The organism is Bacillus sp. FJAT-27986 (assembly GCF_001685035.1).
Classification (GTDB): Bacteria; Bacillota; Bacilli; order Bacillales; family Pradoshiaceae; genus Pradoshia.
Window position 1 is genome coordinate 329,303 of the sequence record NZ_MAYV01000014.1, and the last position, 24,027, is coordinate 353,329.

The following is a 24,027-nucleotide window of genomic DNA, read 5'->3' on the forward strand; positions in this document are numbered from 1 at the left end:
CACCTACTCTATTCTTTTTCTAATTCTGGATATTCAATGCGATTATGAAATATACCAGCTAACGTTTCACACAAAGACTGACTTACTTTATTCAATTCCTTAAACGTTAAATCGCACTCATTCAACTGTCCATCATTTAGTCTATCAGCAATTATGGACTTTACAAGCTTTTCGATTGTAGCCTGCGTAGGAGACTTTAAGGATCGCACAGCTGCTTCTACACTATCCGCTATCCCAATAATTGCTGCTTCCTTCGTTTGTGCTTTCGGCCCTGGATATCGGAAGTTTTCTTCCTTAACCTCGCCCCCTGCTTCACATGCTTTGTGGTAAAAGAACTTTAGCAGGGTTGTCCCGTGATGCTGCTCAACAATATCGACAATCTCTTTCGGCATTTTATATTTTTTCACCAACTCAGCACCATCAGTCACATGGGAAACAATAATTTTTGTACTTTTCTCCGGTGATAGATGATCATGCGGATTTTCAATATTGACCTGATTCTCGATAAAATAATACGGTCTCTTCGTTTTCCCTATATCATGATAGTAACATCCAACCCTCGCAAGCAATCCATTGGCTCCAATCGCTTCACAAGCTGCTTCAGCAAGATTAGCAACCATCACACTATGATGATAGGTACCGGGAGCCTCCGTTAATATTTTTCGCAAAAGCGGATGATTCGGATTTGATAATTCAATCATCCTCATAGAAGAGAAAATACCAAACCCTGTTTCAATAAAAGGAAGAATTCCAATCGTAAAGACAGCAGAGATGACCCCTGAGGCAATCGCCGCGACAAGAATCATAATGTGATTAATACCGTTTCCGCCGATCCAGATCAGGCCTAATACCACTATCAAATTAATAATTGCATTAATCATACCTGCTCTTAATATGCTAGTACGCGCTATCCCTTGTTTTAATAGAAGGATTCCCGAGATGCCGCTTACAAGAATATAAATCCCCATCGTCACATGTACAGTTCCCGCTAATTCCTCTTTAAACATTATACTGCCGATAACGGAAAGGACAATAGTTATTCCCACAGCATAGCGCTCTCTCATGAGGATTGTTACAAGCATTGCCGCCATCGCTGCGGGAAAGAAATAAGCGATTGATTCCTGGCTTAACCCAACAAATATATGAATTATCTTCATAAGTAGTAATGCCAGCAGATAAACAATACTGAAGATGAATAGATTATCCCGATAGTCTTCATGTTCTTCGTTTCTGATTGTATTACCAAACATTACATAGACACCAGCAAAAACTAACACAATGACTGCAGCCAATCCAACATACGGAAGAAGGGAATCCTCACTATTCAGAAGACCAACTAGCTTTAATTGGCGATAAACATCTGCGTCAATTAAATATCCTTCCTCGGCAATGATCTGTCCCTGAAGAATCCTGACAGGTTCAACGGATTCACTTGCATTTTCCCTTGCTCTCTCTGTTGACTCAGGATCAAAAAACACGTTTTGAATGATTGCATACCTTCCTAAATCAATCGAAGCAGATTTTAATCGAACAGGGAGACTTGAGTATTTTATCCCCTCTTCGACCTTCATCTTGGCATTTTCCACCTCATTTGCCCTTATGCCATCCTTCATGGTTTCATTAATGCTGGTCATCGTAATATCCTTAGCTATCGATAAGTCAGATAAGGATGATCCCAGTAGATTAATCAATGTTTCATCAGTTAGATCTTTATTAACATTATCAGATAATTTCCCTCTTAAATCAGATACATAATCTGATGGCTTCAAGAGTGTTTGTGCCGTATTTTTCTCATCTTTCTCCACCTCTTGATTTTTCAAACCGGCACTAACCACACTCTCTGCCGATGTATAGATTTCATTTATTAAATTAACTCTCTTTTTCACATATTCTTTATTAACTGTATAAACATCCTCAACACTATTAACTGCTTTTTGCTGCTTTTCTTTTGTTTCGACTGGATCTTCTATTGTCTTCGGAGACCGAATTGTCGTTTCAGCAACATTGTAAAGTTCAACATTAAGTTTTTCCGGTTTAACACTGTCAAACAAAAAAATAAAGGAAATGAACGCCATTAATAAAAGAACACCTATCTGCGAAACTGGTTTGGATACCCAATTTTTAAAAGAGCTGCCTATGGTTTTGAATTTCATACGTTTCCCTTTCCGGCGGAGGATTTTATTTATATATAATTTTCTAACACTTTCTGTAATAATAACAGGTTTTATTGTTCCTTTCACTTACAATTGTAAGAATAACAAATTTATAATAAAAAAAGCCACAGTTGATTCTGTGGCATGTTTCTTAACTTTATTATCACTGTTGAGTTGGTCCAAAATTTTCATATGCCTGAATGATTTTTGCAACAAGCGGATGCCTGACCACATCAGTTTGATCTAGGTGGATAAACTTAATGCCTGAAACATCTTTTAATATTCGTTCAGCTGCCCTTAACCCTGATTGGACACCACGTGGCAGATCTATTTGTGAAGTATCACCCGTAACAACTATTTTAGAGCCAAATCCCAGTCGAGTTAAAAACATTTTCATTTGGGCCTGTGTTGTATTTTGAGCTTCGTCCAGGATTACAAATGCATCATCAAGCGTTCTTCCCCGCATATAGGCTAAGGGAGCTATTTCGATTGTGCCACGCTCAATCAGCCTGGTTGTTTGTTCTAATCCTAAGATGTCATGAAGAGCATCATAAAGAGGTCGTAAATATGGATCCACTTTTTCTTTTAGATCTCCCGGTAAAAAGCCCAAGCTTTCACCTGCTTCGACAGCTGGCCTTGTTAAAATAATTCGTTTAACATGTCCATTTTTCAACGCAGTCACAGCCATAACAACAGCTAAATACGTTTTTCCTGTTCCGGCAGGTCCAATTCCAAATACTAGATCTTTTGCTCTAATAGCAGAGATGTATTCTTTCTGGCCCAATGTTTTTACACGAATTGATTTACCTTTAGCGCTTCTGGCAATTTCCTCATCATATAAATCAGAAAAATACTCCAATGTACCGCTATTGGATAAATTTATGGCATAAACAACCTCACGAGGTCCGATTTTAATTCCTTTTCGTATAATGACTAAAAGCGTTTGCAGAATCTCATCCGCTTTTTCTAAGTTCTCAGGATTACCGGACACACTTATTGTTTCGCCCCTGGAAACAATACTGACTCCAAGCTCGCTTTCCAATATCTTCAGATTACTATCATGTACACCAAATAGTTCAACTGCCTCATTTGGTGATTCCAATTGTAAATTAATCAATTTAGACTTCTCTGACATTCCTTAGTCTCCTTGAATCATCGGTTGTCCGATTGCAATATTTTCTAAAACTTTATAATGTATAGTCATTTTAACTTTACCATTGTCAAGCTGGTTTTTCAAAATTTTTTCATTCAAAATAGTTGCATCATCAGGGGCATTCTTTAGAACATCCTTTTTCCCCATATTCATCGCCTGCTTCTCCGCCTCGATTTTTGTATAGATCCGTGTCACCTTTTCTTTACTGCGATAGATCTTTTTATGAAAGGCAATAGGAACCTCCCACTTCAAAAATTTAAATGTTTTTTCATCCTCTTCCACTTCATATTCTTTGAAGTTATGTTCACCAAATCCCCATATCGGCACATGGGCATTTCCAAAACTTAGACTGTATTTATTTTTAGCATCACCATTAAACACATATAAATTCGTTTCGAGCGGAACCTCCACGCTTGTTTTATACCAGGCTTCACCCATGACCTTTCCTTTAGCTCCTACAAATTTTTGATTATCCTCTTTACCAATAAAACCGCTAACCAGGATTTGCCCCTTGCTGACAACCTGATGCTTTTCTACTAAGCCTTGTCCTCTTTCAACCATCGTTTGGACAATGGTCGCTTTTTTTGCGGAAATGAGATTCACATATAAATCAGCAGAATTCTTTTTAGGCTGCTTTTTTTCAACAACCTGAAAATGAAAGGTCGTCCCTTCCAGCTGTACGCCAATCCAGGTAATGGACGGTACCCGTTCACTGAGCTCCTTTTGTATATCTTCCATATCCCCAACAGCAAACTGGAGCTTCCCAACTTTTATATTCATATCATCCAATTCTTTACTGATTTGATGTTCAATTGCCGGACTGGCTCCTTCTATTTTTATCCCCCAAATCATATTGGATAGAATAAAAATGATCATAAAAAACATCATCACACCGACCACGAGACCACTGTACCTTTTCAGCTTTAAGGCAAAAAAAGGCCCTCCTCTTCTTTCTAAAAAAGAGACCTTACAGCCGCTGTTTCTTACTGCCTTCCTCAATTGAGGAACGTCAGATAGCTTCATATAAAAAACAACTGTTTCTGTGCCCATATTTTTCGCATCCCAAACTTGAATACCCTCTTTAAGCATTCTGTTTATAAATCGTTCTGTACCTTGTCCCTTTATTTTCACTTTAATATAGCCAGTAATAGTATTCGTCCATTGGTTTTTCATAAGAACCTCCTATTAGGTTATTCTTCGAGGAATATAACTTGATCAATTTTCCCTTCAAGTAAGATTTCTTCCGGAAGAATAGTTTTTAATACAAAAGCCTGACCTTTGACAAGGAGTTGTCCGTTCTTAAGCAGCAATCTTAATTCCTGGTCTGAAAATGTAAGTAAGCCTTTATGATTCTCTATGTAAATATGAATTTGACCCACCATCGTAATCCTTGGCAAATCCATCATGATATCCTGGGGCAGGTCCATTGCGGCCGTGACCCACCTCTTCAAACGATACCCCCATGCACGAGCCATAAGGAAACCTCCCTTTCCGCCGGTTAATATCTTCGTAATCGTTACAGGCTGTTCTGTAAAATCACCTCATAATCATACTTATTCGTTAAGAGGTCATTAAATGCTTAATTAAAACGTTCCGTTATCAATAATCTGACGGAGAGAAGACGTTGTTATCATTTATAATCCGATGTACATTCTAACGTTTACTTGATTAGCAAATAGTGTTGTAGAGTTTGATTGGTCAGATTTCATCTGTTTAAATCAATCAAGTAAAAGCTATGACCAATTACCATAGAAAGAATTGGGATTAAATGTTAAAATATTTTGTAAAAGTTAATTCAGACTATTCAATTAAATAACCTAAATCATGTAAAAGTGGACTTTCAACTATATAATTGAGGGTAAATAAAGGAGCTGACCGGAATGCCAAAATCTAATGCAAGACCTAAAATACACATACCGAAAACAAAAAGTGAGAGGATATGGGATACTATTGGTTATTCATGTTATATTGGATCTTTACTTTTTTTAATCTATATTTGGGGTGAACTTCCAGATAAAGTACCAGCTCATTTTAATGCTAAGGGCGAAGTTGATCGTTGGGGTTCAAAACTAGAACTTCTTATTTTGCCTATTATAGGTGCATTTCTTGCTGTATCAATGCATTTTGTCGAGAAATTTCCAGAATCACATAATTATCCTCAACGATTAAACAAAGAGAACGCTAAAGAATTTTATTTAAATAGCAGAAAAATAACAAATCAATTAAAAGCTATTTGTCTCATTATTTTTACATTAATTATTATTGAATCCGTTTCAATCGCGTTAGAATGGGGCGACGGACTTGGAGCATGGTTCTTACCAGTATTAATAGTGGGTGTTTCTATCCCCATCATATTAGGCATAATTAAACAAAGTAAGATTAGATAGCCAAATTCTCGATTTCCCTTATTCTTGATAGACGCCAAACTCTCTGCGTTGATCTATGTAATTCTGGAAAAGTTTCATTTTTAACAATAAAAAAACTGCAGACGAAAACTTCAAAAAGTTTCTGTCTGCAGGCACTATAAGTAACTTTTATCTAATCTGTTTCCTTTTTGAACGGGGAGGACCCAATATTTCTGACATAACAAACGCTTCCTGCAGGTTGATATTCCGTACATCAAATCCCTGTTTAGAAGGCTTGACATGTCTTTCTGTTGCTTGTTTTACTGCTTTTTGAACTATTGGCTTGAATTCCCTCGGGACAATTACATCAACCGGGGTTTCCTTTATAACAACCGGCTTCTCAGCTTGCTGTACTTTCTTCTTCTGAGCTTCGTACTGCTCCTTTATTGTTTGAGCAAGAGAGGTTGCTTCTCTTTGCAAATCAGGATGCCCGCTTAATTTCTTTTTAATTTCTCTTTCGCGTTCCTGGATTTTTTTCCGGATATCATCATCCTGTTTCCCCCCAATAGGTTGTGATTGTCCCTTAACAGGTTCACTTTTGTTTTTTGGAGGAGATGTATATTTTCTATTTTGCGTTTCATCAGGCTTCTCTGTACCTTTATCCCTTTGAAAGAACCAGCTTATTAAAGTTATAATCAAAAACAGGATAATGGGATTATCCCATATAGCTCCCATACTCATGGGCAGGACCTCCTTTCCCAGCAATCAGATAGGGAAATTATTCATCATCTGTATTTCGATCATCCTTGTTGGCTTTGCTTATGGATTCTCTCATATGTGTATCAGATGCAAGGTTTTGATAGTTCATATAATCCATAACGCCCATATTCCCCGCTTTGAAAGCTTGAGCCATTGCAAGCGGTACTTCGGCTTCAGACTCAACAACTTTTGCACGCATTTCTTCTACTCTTGCTTTCATCTCTTGTTCTTGTGCAATCGCCATAGCACGGCGCTCTTCAGCTTTTGCTTGCGCAATTTTTTTATCTGCTTCTGCTTGTTCTGTTTGCAGCTCTGCACCAATATTTTTGCCGATATCCACATCAGCTATATCAATAGATAAAATCTCAAATGCTGTTCCGGCATCCAGACCTTTACTTAAGACAGTTTGAGAGATACGTTCCGGATTTTCCAACACAGTTGTATGACTTTCACTGGAACCAATGGTGGAGATTACACCCTCACCAACCCTCGCGATAACAGTCTCTTCACCTGCACCCCCAACCAAACGCTCAATATTGGCACGTACAGTGATTCTAGCCTTTGCTTTAACCTCAATCCCATTAATAGCAACACCCGCAATAAACGGCGTTTCTATGACTTTAGGGTTAACACTCATTTGTACAGCTTCCAGCACATCACGTCCTGCAAGGTCAATAGCTGCACAACGTTCAAATGTCAAATCAATATTGGCACGATGAGCCGCAATTAGCGCATTAACAACCCGATCTACATTACCACCGGCTAGATAATGACTTTCCAGTTGATTCGTTGTTACATTTAGACCTGCTTTTGACGCTTTAATTAAAGGATTGATAACACGGCTTGGAGATACTCGACGCAATCTCATCCCAATCAATGTAAAGATGCTTACTCTCACTCCTGAAGCGATTGCTGAAATCCAAAGCATAACTGGTACAAAAGTGAATAGTACTGCCAATAAAATGATAACTAAAGCAATGCCCACAAGAGCAAAAATAGATGCTGATGTTAATACCATTTGTTTATAACTCCCTTCATACTTCTAATTATTATGAATCTAATGGTCGTACTACTATACGGGAACCTTCTGTTTTAATTACTTTGACATGCGTTCCCTTCGTTACAAAACTACCTTCACTTACCACGTCAATTCTTTCCCCTTCAAGCGAGAGTGTTCCAGAAGGACGCAGGTCAGTGACAAGAACACCTACTTTTCCAACTAAATCATGACGATTAATATTGGAAACATATCCACTCTCCGTATTCGTAGAATCTGTGAGTATAATCCTATTAAAGGCTGTCATTTTCTTTCCAAATACTTTAATTAATATCACACTTGCTATAAATCCTGCAATCAATGCAATTAATATTGCGATTGCCATATGCTCCACATCCCCCGCAGCAAGAAAGAAGCTTGCTATAATTGCCATAAAACCAATAATTCCTACAATACCGCCAGGAAGGAATAATTCCAGTAATAGGAATGCTATTCCAACTATAAATAAGATTAACGGTTCATATCCGGCCAGACCTGATACCATATGTCCATAAAAAAACAATAACAGAGACGTAATACCGGCAAAACCAGGTAAGCCAAAACCAGGTGAATAAAGCTCAACGACAAGACCTATTGTGCCAATCGACAATAAAATAGGAATCACAATAGGATTCGTAAGGAAACGGGCTACTTTATCAGCAAAGCTTTCACCAAATTGAATTAATTCAGCTTTTTCATATCCCAGCGTTTTTAATAATTCCTTTTGATTTCCAACTGTACCTTCACTATAACCAACCTTTACAGCCTGGTTTGCTGTCAGCGTAAGCAGCTCTCCTTTTTCCGCTCCATACTCTGGCAAATCAATATCCTCATCAGCCATTGCTTTAGCATATAACGGATCTCTTCCACTTGATTCAGCAGCCTTTTGCATATTTGCAAGCCAATAGGATTGCGCTTTTTTATCAGCTGCATTACCATCAGATGTTATGACAGCAGCTGCACCCATTGTTGCACCGGGTACCATATAGATCTCATCAGCATTTAAAGAAATAAATGCACCGGCAGATAGGGCTCGGTTATTAACAAAGGCTATTGTTTTTAATTTAGTATTTGCAAATGTTTCACCGATCTCATCTGCTGCATCTACCGCCCCGCCAGGTGTATTAATATCGAATATAATCGCTTCTGCCCCATCCTTCTCAGCGGTTGCTATTGCTCTTTTCAGGAAGTTAGATAGACCTTTTTCCACCTCATTTTGCAGAGGGACTATGTATACTTTATCAGTATTCGCATTTCCTGACGGCGGACCTGCAATTCCAATTAAAAAAAATGCAAAGATGATCATAATTGACCACCATCTTTTCCTCATACCTGTTCACCCCTCCTTTCTTCTCCATTTTTGACGTCTTAATTCATTATACGTTATTTACATGCATAAGTTTCACAATACTTTGATATTCATCATATAATTAATTTACGGGATATAAAAAACCCGCAATTAAAATTGCGGGTTTTAAACGTCTTATTTTGTAAGATTTTGCAGTACAAGTTTATTGACTAAAGATCCATCAGCTTTACCCTTCACTTTTGGCATGACTGCGGACATTACTTTGCCCATGTCAGCCTTGGAAGTGGCATTCGTCTCGGCAATCGCTTGAGTAACAATCGCATTTAACTCATCCTCGGATAATTGCTGTGGCAAATATGCCTCGACAATCTCGATTTCTGATTGAAGCTTTTCGACCAAATCTTGGCGTCCTGCTTTATCAAATTCCTGGAGGGAGTCTTTGCGTTGCTTTAATTCGCGAGAAAGTACGGTTAACTCTTCATCTTCGGATAATTCTTGTTTACCAAGCTTTATTCCTTCATTTTGAAGAGAAGCCTTCACCATTCGGATGACGGAGAGCTTGTCTTTTTCTCTGTTCTTCATAGCTTGTTTCATATCGCTGTTTAAACGCTCAACAAGACTCATTTAAGGGCACCTCTTTTAGAACTTGCGTTTTCTCGCAGCTTCAGACTTTTTCTTACGTTTTACACTAGGTTTTTCATAGAATTCGCGCTTTCTTACTTCCTGCATAGTACCTTGCTTGGAAACTGTGCGTTTGAAGCGTCGAAGAGCATCTTCAAGCGATTCGTTTTTCTTAACGACTGTTTTAGACATCTCTTTCCCTCCCTCCGAGCACAACAACTCTAATTTCCTACACATAGAAGGAAACCATGTACCTTCAAATTATAATATATGTGTCGTTCAAGGTCAACTGTTATTCCTATAATCGTGTAGGTTAATTAAATGATATTTATAATACAGATTTAAACTCTCCAATCTTCCTATCTATATATACCTCATTTTAAAAAAATAAAAACGGGCTGATGCAATCTGCACCAGCCCCACTGCCTAATATTATGAATTAACTACAGCTTGTTCGACTATATCATCCATCACACGGACAAATTGTCCTTCATTGTATGGATATCCGGCTTTTGTAATTTTTACTTTCACAATCTTTCCAACCATATCTTCCGTTGCAGGGAACACGACTTTCAAATAGTTATCTGAATATCCTTGATAGAGTCCTTTTGTCTCTCCATCTTCATATAGTTCCTCTGGAATCACTTCTAGAACTTCATTTTCATAGCTGGAAGCATATTCTTTCGCAATTTGCTCAGATAGTGAAATCAAGCGATGCACTCGATCGTTTTTAACATCCTCATCCACTTGATCTTCCATGCGGGCAGCTGGTGTACCAGTACGTTTGGAATAAGGGAATACATGCAGTTCAGAGAAACGATGATCTTTTATGAAATTATATGTTTCCATAAACTCTTCCTCTGTTTCACCAGGGAACCCAACAATCACATCTGATGTAACCGCTAAGTCAGGAAGTACTTCACGCAATCTTTCCAGTCTTTCTGCAAAGAATTCAGTAGAATACTTACGACGCATACGTTTAAGGACCGTATTAGAAGCTGATTGTATCGGAATATGCAAGTGAGGCACTACTTTATCAGACTCACGCAATACTTCAATCACTTCATCTGTTATTTGAGAGGCTTCAATGGATGAAATACGAATTCGTTTCAAACCTGCCACTTTTTGATCGAGTTCTCTCAATAGCATAGCGAGATTATAATCCTTCAAGTCTTCACCATAACCACCTGTATGAATACCTGTCAGGACAATTTCTTTATAGCCCGCTGCGACAAGCTGCTGAGCTTGACGAATAACTTCCTGCGGATCACGGGAGCGTAGCAATCCGCGCGCCCAAGGAATAATACAGAATGTACAGAAGTTATTACATCCTTCCTGAATTTTCAGGGAGGCACGCGTACGATCTGTAAAAGCAGGTACATCCATTTCTTCATAAACTCTCGTTTTCATGATATTTCTTACGCCATTAATAGGCTGTCTTTCAGTTAAATACGTATCGATATAACCTATTAATTTATCACGGTCCTGCGTTCCAACAACTATGTCCACTCCTGGAATCGCCATAATTTCTGCCGGTGAGGTTTGTGCATAACAACCCGTTACACAAATAACAGCATCAGGATTCTTACGCACTGCCCTGCGAATAATCTGCCGGCTTTTTTTATCTCCTGTATTCGTAACAGTACATGTATTAATAACATAAACATCCGAGCGTTGTTCAAAATCGACTCTTTCATATCCTGAAGCTTGAAACAGCTGCCATATCGCTTCTGTCTCATAATGATTCACTTTACATCCTAATGTATGGAACGCTACAGTTGCCATTCCCTTCACCTCGCTAATTCTAATTGATAAGATATGGCTGACAATGCGTATAAAGGAGCAGTCTCTGTACGTAAAATACGCGGTCCAAGACTGCATGTTTGAAAGCCATTTTCTAAAAGTTGATTCACTTCCGCGGTATCCAAGCCGCCTTCAGGGCCAAATACCATTAAAAGAGACTGCCCTGGTACCATCCCTCTAATTGTTTTCGCCAATTGCGAAGATTCCCCTTGCTTAGCGTCTTCTTCATAAGCAACTAGCTTATAATCATAGCTTTCAGCAAGATCTAACAATCTGCGAATATCTACAGGATCGTAAACACTGGGTATTTCAGTACGATGGGATTGTTCTGCAGCTTCCTTCGCTATTTTCCGAAGCCGTTCTGTTTTCTTTGCAGCTTTTTTAGAATCCCATTTTACAATAGAACGAGTTGCATTAAAAGGGATAAAGGTATTTGCACCCAATTCTGTCCCTTTTTGGATAATCAATTCTAGTTTATCCCCTTTAGGCAAACCGTTCACAATGGTAACTTGAATGGGCAGTTCTTTTGTTCCTTCTATCCAATCAATAATGCGGCCAGTCAGAGCTTTATCTTGAATGGATTCAATTTTGACGATCGCCGTTTTTTTATCAATAACTCCATAAAATGTATCACCTGGATTCATTCGCATGACCCGGGTCATATGGTGAAAATCATCTCCGGTTATCGTTACTTCAAATTGATTTTCTAATTTCTCAATAAAATATCTCTGCATGGCCTGCACCTTTCTATCCTTAAAATCAATAACGCCTAAAGCATTATTGCGGCGGAAAAACGTTTAGGCTCCTGCCTAATAATCCCTTACGAAATTCCGGTCTTCCGCTAGAGTCCTTAACTTAAGTAAGTGGGAGTTTGAACTCCCACTATACTCTAACATCCACCTTGATGTGGTGATTTCACTTAAAACAAGTAAAACTTATAATTTACGAGCTGTAATGGAGACCCAGTCTTCCATTGTCATGACATCCTCAATTACAAGTCCGGCTTTCTGAATAGCTTCTTCCACTTCCCGGCGTTTTTGCTGGATGATGCCGGAAGATATAAAGGTTCCGCCTGGTTTAAGCACTCTGGCTACATCTTCTGTACAACGTACAATAATTTCAGCCAAAATATTGGCTACAACTATATCTGCTTCAAATTCAATTCCTTTTAAAAGGTCATTTTGTTTAATTGTAACTTTATCATGTACCTTATTTAATTTACAATTCACCCTGGCACTGTTCACAGCTACCTCATCCAGATCAAGCGCCAAAATAGACTCGGCGCCAAATTTAGCAGCAGTGATTGTAAGTACCCCTGAACCAGTCCCTACATCAATGACCTTCATCCCAGGTTTGACTGTTTTCTCAAGTGCTTGAATACAAAGTACAGTTGTAGGATGTGTACCTGTACCGAATGCCATGCCTGGATCCAATTCAATAATTTTTTCATCTGTATGAACCGGAGTGTATTCCTCCCACGTCGGAACGATTGTGACTTGTTCCGAAATCTTTACTGGATGGTAATACTTTTTCCATGCAGTAGACCATTCTTCCTCATTAACCTCACTGATGGTTACTTTATTATGACCTAGATCGATATCATATTTTATTAGATTATTGATAAGGTCCTTAATGCCATCTACTGTGTCACCAAGGAAACTTGTGACAGGGAGATAAGCTTTAATAAGTACGCCTTCTTCAGGAAAATCAGCAGGATTAAGTTGATAGATTTCTCCGAATACATTCTCCCTTTCACGAACCAATTCAAGCGGATCTTCAATCACTACCCCGCTTGCACCAGCCTCATGTAATATATTCGATATTGGTTCGATCGCTTCATTCGTTGTATGAATACATAATTCGGACCATTTCATTTTCTACCAACTCCTACCTGTTTATTCACCTTTTATTGCTCTTTTAACTTTCGAAAAAAAACCTTCATCATGTTCATCTAATTGTCCTTGACCACTGATTTCAGCAAATTCGCGAATTAATTCTTTTTGTTTATCGGATAATTTGGTTGGCGTTACAACTAAAATACGGATGTGCTGATCACCTTGACCATATCCTCTAACATTAGGAACACCTTTTCCTTTTAAGCGGAAGCGAGTACCTGTTTGTGTTCCAGCCGGCACTTTCAGTTTCACTTTACCATGCATGGTTGGAACTTCAATTTCATCACCCAATGCAGCCTGTGCAAAGGTAATAGGCATTTCACAGTAAATATCGTCACCATCACGCTCAAAGAATTCATGCGGTCTGATTTGGAACACAACAAACAAGTCTCCCGGAGGGCCGCCATTAATACCAGGTTCACCTTTACCAGGAACACGTAATTGTTGACCATCATCAACACCTGCAGGTACTTTGATTTGAATTTTATTCCGTTTTTTCACAGAACCTTTACCGTGACAGGTAGCACATTTCTGCTTAATAATTTTTCCTGTACCACTGCAATGTTGACATACTCTGCGGTTCACAATTCGTCCGAATGGAGTATTTTGTTCTACATTTAATTGGCCTGTACCATTACAGTGAGAACATGTTTCCGGTTTTGTGCCAGGTTTTGCTCCTGACCCTTTACATGTATCACACTCTTCCTCTTTCGGTATTTCAATGGTCGTTTCTGTACCAAATACAGCTTCATCAAATGATAATGTCATTGTATATTGCAGGTCTGCACCTTGACGGGGAGCATTTGGATCTCTTCTTCCCCCTCCGCCAAAGAAAGAATTGAATATATCTTCAAAACCACCGAAGCCTTCGAAACCAGCTCCGCCTCCACCAAATCCCTGTGTTGGATCTTCGTGGCCAAATTGATCATATCTCGCTTTCTTTTGATCATCGCTTAACACTTCATAAGCTTCCTGGATCTCTTTAAATTTTTCCGTAGCATCTGCTGCTTTATTGAGGTCAGGATGATATTGCTTGGAAAGGCGGCGATATGCTTTTTTTATCTCATCCTTCGAGGCATTTTTGCCAACCCCCAACACCTCATAATAATCCCGTTTGCTCATTCCTCACACTCCTGATTCTATATAATCCGTCGTTTCACATAAAAATCATTGTACCACTTGACTAAGCTGCGGCGCAATATAAACAGAAAATGTCCAATTTGTTAAAAAAAGTCAAAGTCAAGGAGATCCTGACTTTGACTTTTTTACGTTCAATCATTATTTTTTGTCGTCGTCAACTTCAGTAAATTCTGCATCTACGACATCATCAGCCTTGCCCGCACCATCTTGACCTGGTTGTTGTTGCGCAGCTTGAGCAGCTTGCTCATAAAGTTTCACGCTAAGAGCTTGCACAATTTCCTGCAATGCTTCTTTTTTCTCTTTCATTTCAGCAAGATCATTCTTCTCAATTGCTGCTTTTAAAGCATCTTTAGCTTCTGTTGCTTTTTGAACTTCAGCTTCTTCTACTTTACCTTCAAGATCTTTTAATGTTTTTTCTGTTTGGAATACTAAAGCATCAGATTCGTTACGTAATTCAGCTTCTTCCTTACGTTTTTTATCTGCTTCTGCATTTTCTTCCGCTTCTTTAACCATGCGATCGATTTCTTCATCGCTTAAGCTTGTAGCTGATTGAATCGTAATCGCCTGCTCTTTATTTGTACCAAGATCTTTTGCACGTACATTAACGATACCGTTATTATCAATATCGAACGTTACTTCAATTTGCGGGATTCCGCGTGGTGCCGGTGGAATATCAGTCAATTGGAAGCGACCAAGCGTTTTGTTATCTGCTGCCATTTGACGTTCCCCTTGAAGAACATGGATATCTACTGCTGTTTGGTTATCAGCTGCTGTAGAGAAAATTTGAGATTTGCTAGTTGGGATTGTTGTATTACGGTCGATTAAACGAGTAAATACTCCACCCATTGTTTCAATACCAAGAGATAAAGAAGTTACATCAAGTAATACAACATCTTTAACGTCACCGGAGATAACTCCACCTTGGATTGCTGCACCCATAGCAACAACTTCATCAGGGTTTACCCCTTTATGAGGCTCTTTACCAGTTTCTTTTTTAATTGCTTCCTGAACAGCAGGAATACGAGTAGAACCACCAACTAAGATAACTTTATCAATCTCAGCCGGAGACAAGCCTGCATCACGAAGAGCTTGGCGAGTAGGTCCCATTGTTCTTTCTACTAAAGAAGCAGTGATTTCATCGAATTTCGCGCGTGTTAATGTTAAATCCATGTGCAATGGACCTGCTTCACCCGCAGTGATGAACGGCAAGGAAATTTGTGTAGATGTTACACCTGACAAATCTTTTTTCGCTTTTTCAGCAGCGTCTTTCAAACGTTGAAGAGCCATTTTATCTTTAGATAGATCGATTCCATTTTCTTTGCGGAATTCTTCGATTAAATATTCCATTACTGCGTTATCGAAGTCATCTCCACCCAAACGTGCGTCACCAGCTGTTGAGCGTACTTCGAATACACCGTCACCTAGCTCAAGGATGGATACGTCAAATGTACCGCCGCCAAGGTCGAATACAAGGATTTTTTGATCTTCTTCAGTTTTATCCAAACCATACGCTAATGCAGCAGCAGTTGGTTCGTTGATAATACGTTCTACTTCTAAACCAGCGATACGGCCAGCATCTTTTGTTGCTTGACGTTCAGCATCGTTAAAGTAAGCAGGTACTGTAATAACAGCTTTTGTTACTTTTTCTCCCAGGTATTCTTCAGCATAGGATTTTAAATATTGAAGAATAATCGCAGATACTTCTTGTGGAGAGTAATCTTTTCCTTCGATATTTACTGAGTAATCTGTACCCATATGGCGTTTGATGGAGCTGATCGTATTCAGGTTTGTGATAGCTTGGCGTTTCGCTACTTCCCCAACTTGACGTTCTCCGTTTTTAAATGCAACAACAGATGGAGTGGTTCTATTACCTTCTGGATTTGGAATAACTTTTGGTTCTCCGCCTTCTAATACGGATACACAAGAGTTGGTAGTTCCTAAGTCAATACCAATAATTTTACTCATTTACTTTTTACCTCCCATTAATTATGTAGCCTATGTGTTTGATTACTGATTCACTTTAACCATTGATGGTCGAATAACCCGGTCTTTTAATTTATAACCCTTTTGGAATTCTTCCACAATGATATTTGAACCGTATTCTTCGTTATTGTCCTGCATAATCGCTTGATGAACATGAGGGTCGAATTCTTGACCTACTGATTCGATTACCTCTACACCTTCTTCTTTCAAGGCAGATAAAATACTTGTTAAAACCATATTCATTCCTTGAAGAAGCGGTTTTGTTTCATCTGTTTCAGTTGTACTATTTATCGCCCTATCAAAATTATCTAAAGCAGGCAAAAGATTTGTTACAAGAGATTGAGCTCTATATTTTTGCGCTGCTTCAGCATCCAATTTAACACGGCGGCGATAGTTATCAAAATCTGCATAAAGACGAACATATTTTGCTTCAGCTTCCTGCAATTTCTTTTCTAGTTCAGCTACTTTGCTATCCCCATCATTTTCGGAAGCTTCCTCAACAGGTTCACTTGTTTCAGTGGTTTCCTCAGAGGCTGTATCATTCATTTTATTTTCTTCTGCTTCATCAAATATTTCTTCAATATTATCTTGATTTTTTTCAGACACTGCTTCTCACCTCCCTGAAAGTGTTGTTCTATATACGTTAAAGCAGTATTACTACTATTACCGTTACTTTTTATTTTGATACTGTTTTGTCAGCATCTCAGTTAAGTCATTCGCAAAAAATGACAATAAACTCATCACTCTGGAATAATCCATCCGAGTAGGTCCAAGAATAGCTATAGTTCCAAGATTCTCGTCTCCAATGGAGTAGGTAGTGCTGATAATACTGCAGTTTTCAAGCGCCATATTATTATTTTCGGTGCCTATTTTCACATTGATTCCTTCATGTGTTTTACTGACCAACTCATACAAGTCTCTTCCCTGTTCCATGATTTTAAAAATTGCCTTTACTTTTTCAATATCATGAAATTCAGGCTGGCTTAGCATATTCGCCTTACCGCCAAAGAAAAGTTTCTCGTTCTCCGGCAATTGCAGAGATGTTGCTAGCATTTGCAGAACCATATCATAATTTGTAATATGCTGTTTTAATAATACAGCTACTTCCCTGAAAATCTTATCTTTAAGCTGCACCAATGGTACACCGCTCAAGCGATCATTCAGGATATTTACCACTCTCTCCATTTCATTCATATCAAATCCTGGAGGAAGATAAATCATTTTATTTTCAACATGACCAGTATCCGTCACGATGATAGCAATTGCCTTATTTGTATCAAGCGGTACAATTTGGATTCGACGTAAGTGATTTTCTAAAACAGCAGGTCCAAGCATAATCGCCGTATAATTCGTAATTTCGGATAGTATGCCGGCAGAACGTTGCACTATCTTCTCTAACTCAAATAATCTCTCTTTAAAAACAGATTTAAGCTTAAGAACATCATCCTTTTGCAGCTGCTGAGGTGAAACAAGATGATCCACATAGTACCGATACCCTTTTTCAGAGGGAATACGCCCTGAAGAGGTATGTGTTTTTTCGAGATACCCCATTTCCTCTAAATCAGCCATTTCATTTCTGATTGTGGCAGAACTTAGCGAAATGCCTTCTTTTTTGGAAATATTTCTGGACCCCACAGGTTGGGCGGTAGAAATAAAATCATCGATGATCACCTGTAAAATTGCCAGTTGTCTATTTGTTAACATCGATAATCACCCCTGTTAGCACTCTTTACTACTGAGTGCTAAGTCTATAAATAAAGTAACAAAACCGTCGTTATGTGTCAACGGTTATGATTATGTTTTCTCTCTCATTTTTAAACTATAATAAAAATGCCTGGAACACTTCGTTCCCCATTAATTTACCCGGATGTGTCAGTCGGACTCTTCCGTTTACCAACTCCAATAACCCCTCTGAAACCATTCTTTTTATTGTTTCCCCAAATACGTCATTTATGTTTACAGAAAATCTCTTTTGGAAATGTTCCAGAGAAACTCCCTCCATTTTTCTAAGCCCCAAAAACATCTCTTCTTCCATTTGTTCCTTTCGCGTAACGGTTGCTTGCTCAACGATCGGCTTCCTGCCATCCTGAATAGCATTCATATATTTCTTCAAGGGTCCATGATTATGATAACGGACAGCATCGAGGTATCCATGAGCACCAGCACCAAGACCATAGTATTCTTCATTGTTCCAATATACGAGGTTATGCCTGCTTTCAAATCCTTTTTTTGCAAAATTTGAAATCTCATATTGATTGTAGCCCACTTCTACTAAACGTTCCATGACATATTCATACATAGTAGCCTCAGCATCCTCACCCGGTAAGGATAATTTACCTTTATTGAGCATGATATAAAACACAGTCTTCGGTTCAATAATTAAAGAGTAAGCTGAAAAATGCGGAAGATTTAATTGTAAAGCGCGATCTACTGTATCCTCTAAATCACTGAGTGTTTGACCGGGCAAGGAATAAATCAAGTCAATGCTAATGTTGTCAAAACCTTCTTCTCTTGCCATATCAATGGTCTCATACACATCTTTGACATTGTGCGCACGGCCAATCTTTTTCAATAGTTCTTCGTTGAATGATTGAACACCCAGACTTAATCGGTTGACGCCTGCTTCCTTCATAATTCTCAATTTATCCTTTGACAAATCACCTGGATTGGCCTCAACTGTGTATTCATACCCTGGCGCAAGCGTAACTTTTTCTTTCATGGAAAATAACAATTGTTCCAGCTGCAGAGGTTCTAAAGCAGATGGAGTACCTCCCCCAATAAAAACAGTGGATAAGGGTTCATTTTGAGACAGATTATATAAATCCATCTCAGTCAATAATGTTTGGATATATTCATCCACCGGCTGGTTCTGAATAAAAAATTTATTAAAATCACAGTAGTGACATATTTGTGTACAAAATGGAATGTGGATATATAAACTTTTAACCAATTCCAACACCCCTTTCTAAGATCGAAAAAAAACGTTATATCTATCATAATAAAATAGAGGCCAGAACAAAAATGTCTGGCCTGCTTTTCTTACTATTTTATTTTTTTGAATTGGAGTCATCCATCTTCAGAACTGCCATAAACGCTTCTTGCGGAACTTCTACAGAACCAACTTGTTTCATGCGTTTTTTACCTTCTTTTTGTTTCTCTAATAGTTTACGTTTACGTGAAATATCTCCACCGTAACATTTTGCAAGTACATTCTTCCTCATTGCTTTAATCGAAGAACGTGCAATGATTTTATTGCCGATTGCTGCCTGTATAGGCACCTCAAATTGTTGTCGAGGAATAAGCTCCTTCAACTTTTCTACAATAATTTTTCCACGCTCATATGCAAAGTCTCTATGAACGATAAAGCTCAATGCATCAACGGTTTCACCGTTTAATAAGATGTCCATTTTAACCAGTTTAGATTCTTGGTAGCCAATTAACTCATAGTCAAAAGATGCATATCCTTTTGTATTTGATTTTAATTGGTCAAAGAAATCATAAACAATTTCGGATAATGGCAGTTCATAAATGATAGTTACGCGGTTCTCATCAGCATATTGCATATCGATGAAATTCCCACGCTTCATTTGACAAAGCTCCATAATTGCACCGACAAAATCATTTGGTGCCATCAAGGTAGCTTTTACATATGGCTCCTCAATACTTTCAATCTTTTGCGGGTCAGGCATGTTAGATGGATTATCGATATTAATCTCACTGCCATCTGTCATCTTAACCTTATAAATTACGCTTGGTGCCGTTGTAATCAAATCAATATTAAATTCACGTTCAATTCTTTCCTGGATAATTTCCATATGCAATAATCCAAGGAATCCGCAACGGAAACCAAATCCAAGCGCCTGAGAGGTTTCTGGTTCATATTGCAAGGAAGAATCGTTTAGCTCCAGTTTTTCAAGTGCTTCACGTAAATCGTTAAATTTTGCTGTATCAATTGGATATAGACCGCAATAAACCATCGGATTCATACGGCGATACCCCGGTAATGGTTCTGTTGCTCCATTTTTAGCATTGGTGATTGTGTCCCCGACTTGTGTATCGCCGACATTTTTAATGGCAGCTGTCAGGAATCCAACATCTCCTACTGTTAGTTCATCGCATAGAGTTGCTTTTGGAGTATGGACACCCACCTCGAGAACTTCAAATTCCTTACCTGTCGCCATCATTCTGATCTTATCACCCGGTTTTACCGTACCCTCCATCACTCGAATGGATACGATGACTCCACGATATGCATCATAGATTGAATCAAAAATCAATGCTTTCAGAGGAGCTTCGGGATCTCCAGTTGGAGCAGGTACTTTTTCCGCAATTTGTTCGAGGATTTCTTCAATCCCGATACCAGCTTTAGCAGAGGCAAGAACAGCTTCAGATGCATCCAGCCCAATTACATCTTCAATCTCACCACGAACGCGTTCCGGGTCAGCACTAGGCAAATCTATTTTATTAATGATTGGCAAGATCTCCAAATCATTGTCTAATGCCAAATAAACATTGGCCAAAGTTTGCGCTTCGATTCCCTGTGCAGCATCGACCACTAGCACAGCACCTTCACAAGCTGCCAAACTTCTGGATACTTCATACGTGAAATCCACGTGTCCCGGAGTATCAATTAAATGGAAAATATATTCCTCGCCGTCTTTCGCCTTATATTTCAATTGAACAGCATTCAATTTGATTGTTATTCCGCGCTCTCTTTCCAAATCCATGGAATCAAGAAGCTGGTCTTTCATCTCTCTGGAAGTAAGAGCATTCGTTTTTTCTAATATTCTGTCCGCTAATGTCGATTTCCCATGGTCAATATGAGCAATAATCGAAAAGTTACGGATTTTACTTTGTCGTTTTAGCCGTTCCTGATTATTCATTCTGTTCACTCCTGTTACTTTCAAAACACAGATATTACTGATTATAGCAGAAATAAATTCAAACCGTAAACGGTTTAGGAGAAATGAGGGAATTAAATAGATAAATAAAGAAAGCTCGCGGAGTTTTAATCAGCTCCGTACGAGCTCGCTTGGATTATATTATTCATCTGAAATCATTCCTGCCATCCCTTTAAATAAACTTGTTAAGGTATCAGATATGCCTTTCCCTGCACTGGATAAAACATTAAATGCCTTCCATTCTTCCATTTCCTTTTTCTTTTCCTCCAGGTCAGTTGTCGAAACCTGATTTCCGAGAACCGTAGCGTTAATGTCTCCGTCATCCTGTTTATCAATTGTAAAGGCTTCATACATTTTTGGATCATCATATCCCTGCATTTTTTTCATATTTTGATTGGCCAGCTGCATTCCCAGGATGACCCCAAAGAGAAGGAGGAAAAGAAGCATACTTATTTTTAAAATAAATTTACCCATCTTGGCATTCTCCTTTATTTATTTCTCACTCTGCAGCATTTCCCTGTACTGGCTCGGCATCCCAATAATGCTCAGCTAATACATCAGCTAACACTTCCATTGAAGCATTTAATTCGTCCAATGTATTATCCACACCGCCAGCTTCAACTAACATGGCATTTCCGGATAAATCTTGATTAAACTTCCCATTCGTCCCCGCACCTCTTTTTTCAAAGACACCGCGACTTAAACCAGGATATTTTTCTGAAATTTTCTTGTGCATCTCCTCTGCCAACTTTAAGTTCTGTTCATAATTTGGATTTTCACCACCAATAATGAAGCATAATCTAGCATAAGCTTTTCCGTTAATTGAAATAGTCGTCACTTTTTTTCGCTGCGAATCACGGTGAACATCAATAAAATATTTCAAGTTTTTGTCGTTAGCCATAACCTCTTGGACAAGACTTCGCGATTGGCTGTATGAACTGCCATATTGCAGCCCTTTCTTGTTCAATATGGCATTAACATCTGTTTTATCTACCTTTGTCCCAATGCCTTTCGCTTCAAGCGACTTCTTGAGCTTCTCACCGACAAGCGTGACATTTGCTTTTGAATGAAAGGCAGAATTAGGATTTGTCACACCTTTTAATAAAGGAAGATACGATTCCCTTGTATGTGAGAAATAGATGTACATCACTTCTTCTTTCGTTTTCTGAGTACCAGCCTGTTCTGGTTTAACAGGTTCTTCTTCATCCACGATTTCCTCAGTCTCTGTATCTTTTTCCATAGCTTCCTCTGATGGAGGAGACTCAATTGGCATATTTGTGTAATTAGTACCCTCACCTGCCACTAAAATCTCCCCATCAAACAAGGAATATCCCGGTAGCTCATGTCCCAATAAACTCCGTGGATCATTTAATGAGATATTTGTCAGTGATTGGAAAATCTGCCTCGAAACAGACTCTGTCTCCTCTTCGGGGAATGATTGCAAAAAGTACTTATTCCCTTGCCCTAAATACTTATATAAAATTTTACCGGGAACTTGTCCAGTCGCTTCATTCACCGAATCTGAACTTGGTCGAAATTCTGGTTTAAGCGATGTCAATAATCCGGTTATCAAAAATATAAAAACCATCGTAACAAGTATAATCAGTATGAAACGAATGATGGTGGCTGCTTGAAGTGCAACTACAACAAAACTAGGTTTTTTTGCTTTCATGGTTCCACCCTTTCAGAAGCATTCTAGTAAAATGTATGCTTTGATAGAGTAACTAGAACCATACTCGGAGATTAATGTGTGTAATAGCCTGTATTATCTTGATTTATGGCCTCATGCAGAGCTGCATTCATACCATTGGCTATCAAGTTTGCCATTTCCTCTATGAATACATCCACTTCCTTAGGCGTAACCATTAAATTATGTCCCAAAGGAGCGAGCACTTCACGAATCAGCATTCTCTTTTCCTCATCGGATAGTGTGCCTACAATACCAAGAAATGTCTTTTTGTGCTCTTCTTCCGGTAAGTCTTCTTCTGTTAATTTACGTTTCTTTCCAAATGTCATCCCGGCCGGAGCAAGAGCTCGGCGAGGACGGTCTCCCTCTTTTAATTCACGTCCAAAATGCTTCAATATATAATCAATTGTATCAGAGGTAATCGATACAGCATCCACCACTGTTGGTACACCAATCGAGATAACTGGCACTCCCAATGTTTCCTTACTAAGTTCTTTCCGTTTATTGCCCACACCAGATCCAGGATGAATTCCGGTATCTGTAATTTGAATGGTAGTATTTACACGTTCAATAGAACGAGCTGCCAGTGCATCAATAGCAATGATGAAATCAGGATGAATATTGTCTACGATTCCTTTAATAATATCGCTGGTTTCAATTCCCGTCACACCCATAACCCCTGGTGAGATGGCACTGACCGGACGAAATCCTTCAGAAACAGATTCAGGCTGAAATTTAAACAGATGCCTAGTTACGATTAAATTATCCGTTACCGTAGGACCAAGAGCATCCGGTGTTACATGCCAATTTCCCAATCCTACAACAAGACAATGTGCATCTTTTTTTAATCCAACTCGGTCTATTAGATAGGCCAGTTGTTTAGCAAACACAACCTCGACTTTTTTTTGCAGCTCAGAATCCTGCTCACGAATTCCTTGAACTTCCAGTGTTATGTAAAAGCCAGGCTTTTTTCCTACCTGTTTTTCGCCTTCTTTCGTTATTTCAACATGCGATAATTTAATCCCATCCATCTCTCGCTCTTTAAAAATTACACCTTCGATATTCGATGTGTCCGGTGCGTCAGATAGCGGAATAGCCAGTTCCCTAGCCTCAATAGCCAAATCAGTCCTTATTTGATACTGACTCATATCTAAATCTTTATTCAAATGATTACCCCCATGAAATGATCTTTAGGAGCTATTTTCCCCGTATTTCTTTCTTCTCATTCTTTTAATATGTAAA

The 24,027-nt window shown here is 38.7% G+C and carries 22 protein-coding genes; 1 reads left to right on the plus strand and 21 read right to left on the minus strand.

Annotated features, from left to right (window positions below):
- Window positions 1-8: 8 nt before the first annotated feature.
- The 4 genes from A8L44_RS10305 to yqfC all read right to left on the minus strand — a co-directional run bounded on the left by A8L44_RS10305 (window position 9) and on the right by yqfC (window position 4,781).
- Window positions 9-2,153 (minus strand): HD family phosphohydrolase, encoded by a 2,145-nt coding sequence (locus tag A8L44_RS10305; protein WP_066105230.1) that lies wholly within the window; start codon window positions 2,151-2,153, stop codon window positions 9-11.
- 163 nt (window positions 2,154-2,316) lie between these two features.
- Entirely contained in the window at window positions 2,317-3,288 is a 972-nt protein-coding gene (locus A8L44_RS10310; protein WP_066105233.1) for a PhoH family protein, read from the minus strand.
- A 3-nt stretch (window positions 3,289-3,291) separates the two neighbouring features.
- A complete protein-coding gene (gene yqfD, locus A8L44_RS10315; RefSeq protein WP_066105236.1) occupies window positions 3,292-4,479 on the minus strand; it encodes a sporulation protein YqfD in 1,188 nt (395 codons plus the stop codon).
- Window positions 4,480-4,496: 17 nt separating this feature from the next.
- Window positions 4,497-4,781, minus strand: a complete 285-nt coding sequence (gene yqfC, locus A8L44_RS10320; protein ID WP_066105239.1) for a sporulation protein YqfC — start codon at window positions 4,779-4,781, stop codon at window positions 4,497-4,499.
- A 405-nt stretch (window positions 4,782-5,186) separates the two neighbouring features.
- Here yqfC and A8L44_RS10325 point away from each other — a divergent pair, with 405 nt between their 5' ends.
- Window positions 5,187-5,693: a DUF1648 domain-containing protein gene (locus A8L44_RS10325; RefSeq protein ID WP_066105242.1), complete on the plus strand. Its 507-nt coding sequence runs from the start codon at window positions 5,187-5,189 to the stop codon at window positions 5,691-5,693.
- 147 nt (window positions 5,694-5,840) lie between these two features.
- Here A8L44_RS10325 and A8L44_RS10330 read toward each other — a convergent pair whose 3' ends face one another.
- The 17 genes from A8L44_RS10330 to gpr form a co-directional block, all read right to left on the minus strand.
- Window positions 5,841-6,392, minus strand: coding sequence for a hypothetical protein (locus A8L44_RS10330; RefSeq protein WP_066105245.1), 552 nt, complete (start codon window positions 6,390-6,392; stop codon window positions 5,841-5,843).
- 37 nt (window positions 6,393-6,429) lie between these two features.
- Window positions 6,430-7,428: a flotillin-like protein FloA gene (floA, locus tag A8L44_RS10335; RefSeq protein WP_066105247.1), complete on the minus strand. Its 999-nt coding sequence runs from the start codon at window positions 7,426-7,428 to the stop codon at window positions 6,430-6,432.
- Window positions 7,429-7,459: 31 nt separating this feature from the next.
- Window positions 7,460-8,776: an NfeD family protein gene (locus tag A8L44_RS10340; protein WP_066105250.1), complete on the minus strand. Its 1,317-nt coding sequence runs from the start codon at window positions 8,774-8,776 to the stop codon at window positions 7,460-7,462.
- Between the two features lie 153 nt (window positions 8,777-8,929).
- Window positions 8,930-9,379 carry a GatB/YqeY domain-containing protein gene (locus A8L44_RS10345; RefSeq protein ID WP_066105252.1) on the minus strand — a complete coding sequence of 150 codons (450 nt, stop codon included), beginning with the start codon at window positions 9,377-9,379 and terminating at the stop codon, window positions 8,930-8,932.
- Between the two features lie 15 nt (window positions 9,380-9,394).
- Entirely contained in the window at window positions 9,395-9,568 is a 174-nt protein-coding gene (gene rpsU / locus A8L44_RS10350; RefSeq protein ID WP_066105253.1) for a 30S ribosomal protein S21, read from the minus strand.
- Window positions 9,569-9,808: 240 nt separating this feature from the next.
- On the minus strand, window positions 9,809-11,161 hold the full coding sequence (gene mtaB / locus A8L44_RS10355) for a tRNA (N(6)-L-threonylcarbamoyladenosine(37)-C(2))-methylthiotransferase MtaB (protein ID WP_066105256.1): 1,353 nt from the start codon (window positions 11,159-11,161) through the stop codon (window positions 9,809-9,811).
- A 5-nt stretch (window positions 11,162-11,166) separates the two neighbouring features.
- Window positions 11,167-11,913, minus strand: coding sequence for a 16S rRNA (uracil(1498)-N(3))-methyltransferase (locus tag A8L44_RS10360; protein ID WP_066105259.1), 747 nt, complete (start codon window positions 11,911-11,913; stop codon window positions 11,167-11,169).
- Between the two features lie 201 nt (window positions 11,914-12,114).
- Entirely contained in the window at window positions 12,115-13,053 is a 939-nt protein-coding gene (prmA, locus tag A8L44_RS10365) for a 50S ribosomal protein L11 methyltransferase (RefSeq protein ID WP_066105262.1), read from the minus strand.
- A 21-nt stretch (window positions 13,054-13,074) separates the two neighbouring features.
- On the minus strand, window positions 13,075-14,196 hold the full coding sequence (gene dnaJ / locus A8L44_RS10370; protein ID WP_066105265.1) for a molecular chaperone DnaJ: 1,122 nt from the start codon (window positions 14,194-14,196) through the stop codon (window positions 13,075-13,077).
- 156 nt (window positions 14,197-14,352) lie between these two features.
- Window positions 14,353-16,179 (minus strand): molecular chaperone DnaK, encoded by a 1,827-nt coding sequence (gene dnaK / locus A8L44_RS10375; protein WP_066105268.1) that lies wholly within the window; start codon window positions 16,177-16,179, stop codon window positions 14,353-14,355.
- Window positions 16,180-16,221: 42 nt separating this feature from the next.
- A complete protein-coding gene (gene grpE, locus A8L44_RS10380) occupies window positions 16,222-16,803 on the minus strand; it encodes a nucleotide exchange factor GrpE (protein WP_066105271.1) in 582 nt (193 codons plus the stop codon).
- Between the two features lie 63 nt (window positions 16,804-16,866).
- Window positions 16,867-17,901: a heat-inducible transcriptional repressor HrcA gene (gene hrcA, locus A8L44_RS10385; RefSeq protein ID WP_066105273.1), complete on the minus strand. Its 1,035-nt coding sequence runs from the start codon at window positions 17,899-17,901 to the stop codon at window positions 16,867-16,869.
- 115 nt (window positions 17,902-18,016) lie between these two features.
- A complete protein-coding gene (gene hemW, locus A8L44_RS10390; protein ID WP_066105276.1) occupies window positions 18,017-19,147 on the minus strand; it encodes a radical SAM family heme chaperone HemW in 1,131 nt (376 codons plus the stop codon).
- Window positions 19,148-19,244: 97 nt separating this feature from the next.
- Complete coding sequence (gene lepA / locus A8L44_RS10395; RefSeq protein ID WP_066105279.1) at window positions 19,245-21,080, minus strand: translation elongation factor 4; 1,836 nt, start codon at window positions 21,078-21,080, stop codon at window positions 19,245-19,247.
- A gap of 159 nt (window positions 21,081-21,239) precedes the next feature.
- Window positions 21,240-21,572 (minus strand): DUF3679 domain-containing protein, encoded by a 333-nt coding sequence (locus tag A8L44_RS10400; RefSeq protein WP_066105283.1) that lies wholly within the window; start codon window positions 21,570-21,572, stop codon window positions 21,240-21,242.
- 25 nt (window positions 21,573-21,597) lie between these two features.
- Window positions 21,598-22,770 carry a stage II sporulation protein P gene (spoIIP, locus tag A8L44_RS10405; RefSeq protein ID WP_066105286.1) on the minus strand — a complete coding sequence of 391 codons (1,173 nt, stop codon included), beginning with the start codon at window positions 22,768-22,770 and terminating at the stop codon, window positions 21,598-21,600.
- A 71-nt stretch (window positions 22,771-22,841) separates the two neighbouring features.
- Entirely contained in the window at window positions 22,842-23,933 is a 1,092-nt protein-coding gene (gene gpr / locus A8L44_RS10410) for a GPR endopeptidase (RefSeq protein ID WP_175354282.1), read from the minus strand.
- Between the last annotated feature and the right edge of the window lie 94 nt (window positions 23,934-24,027).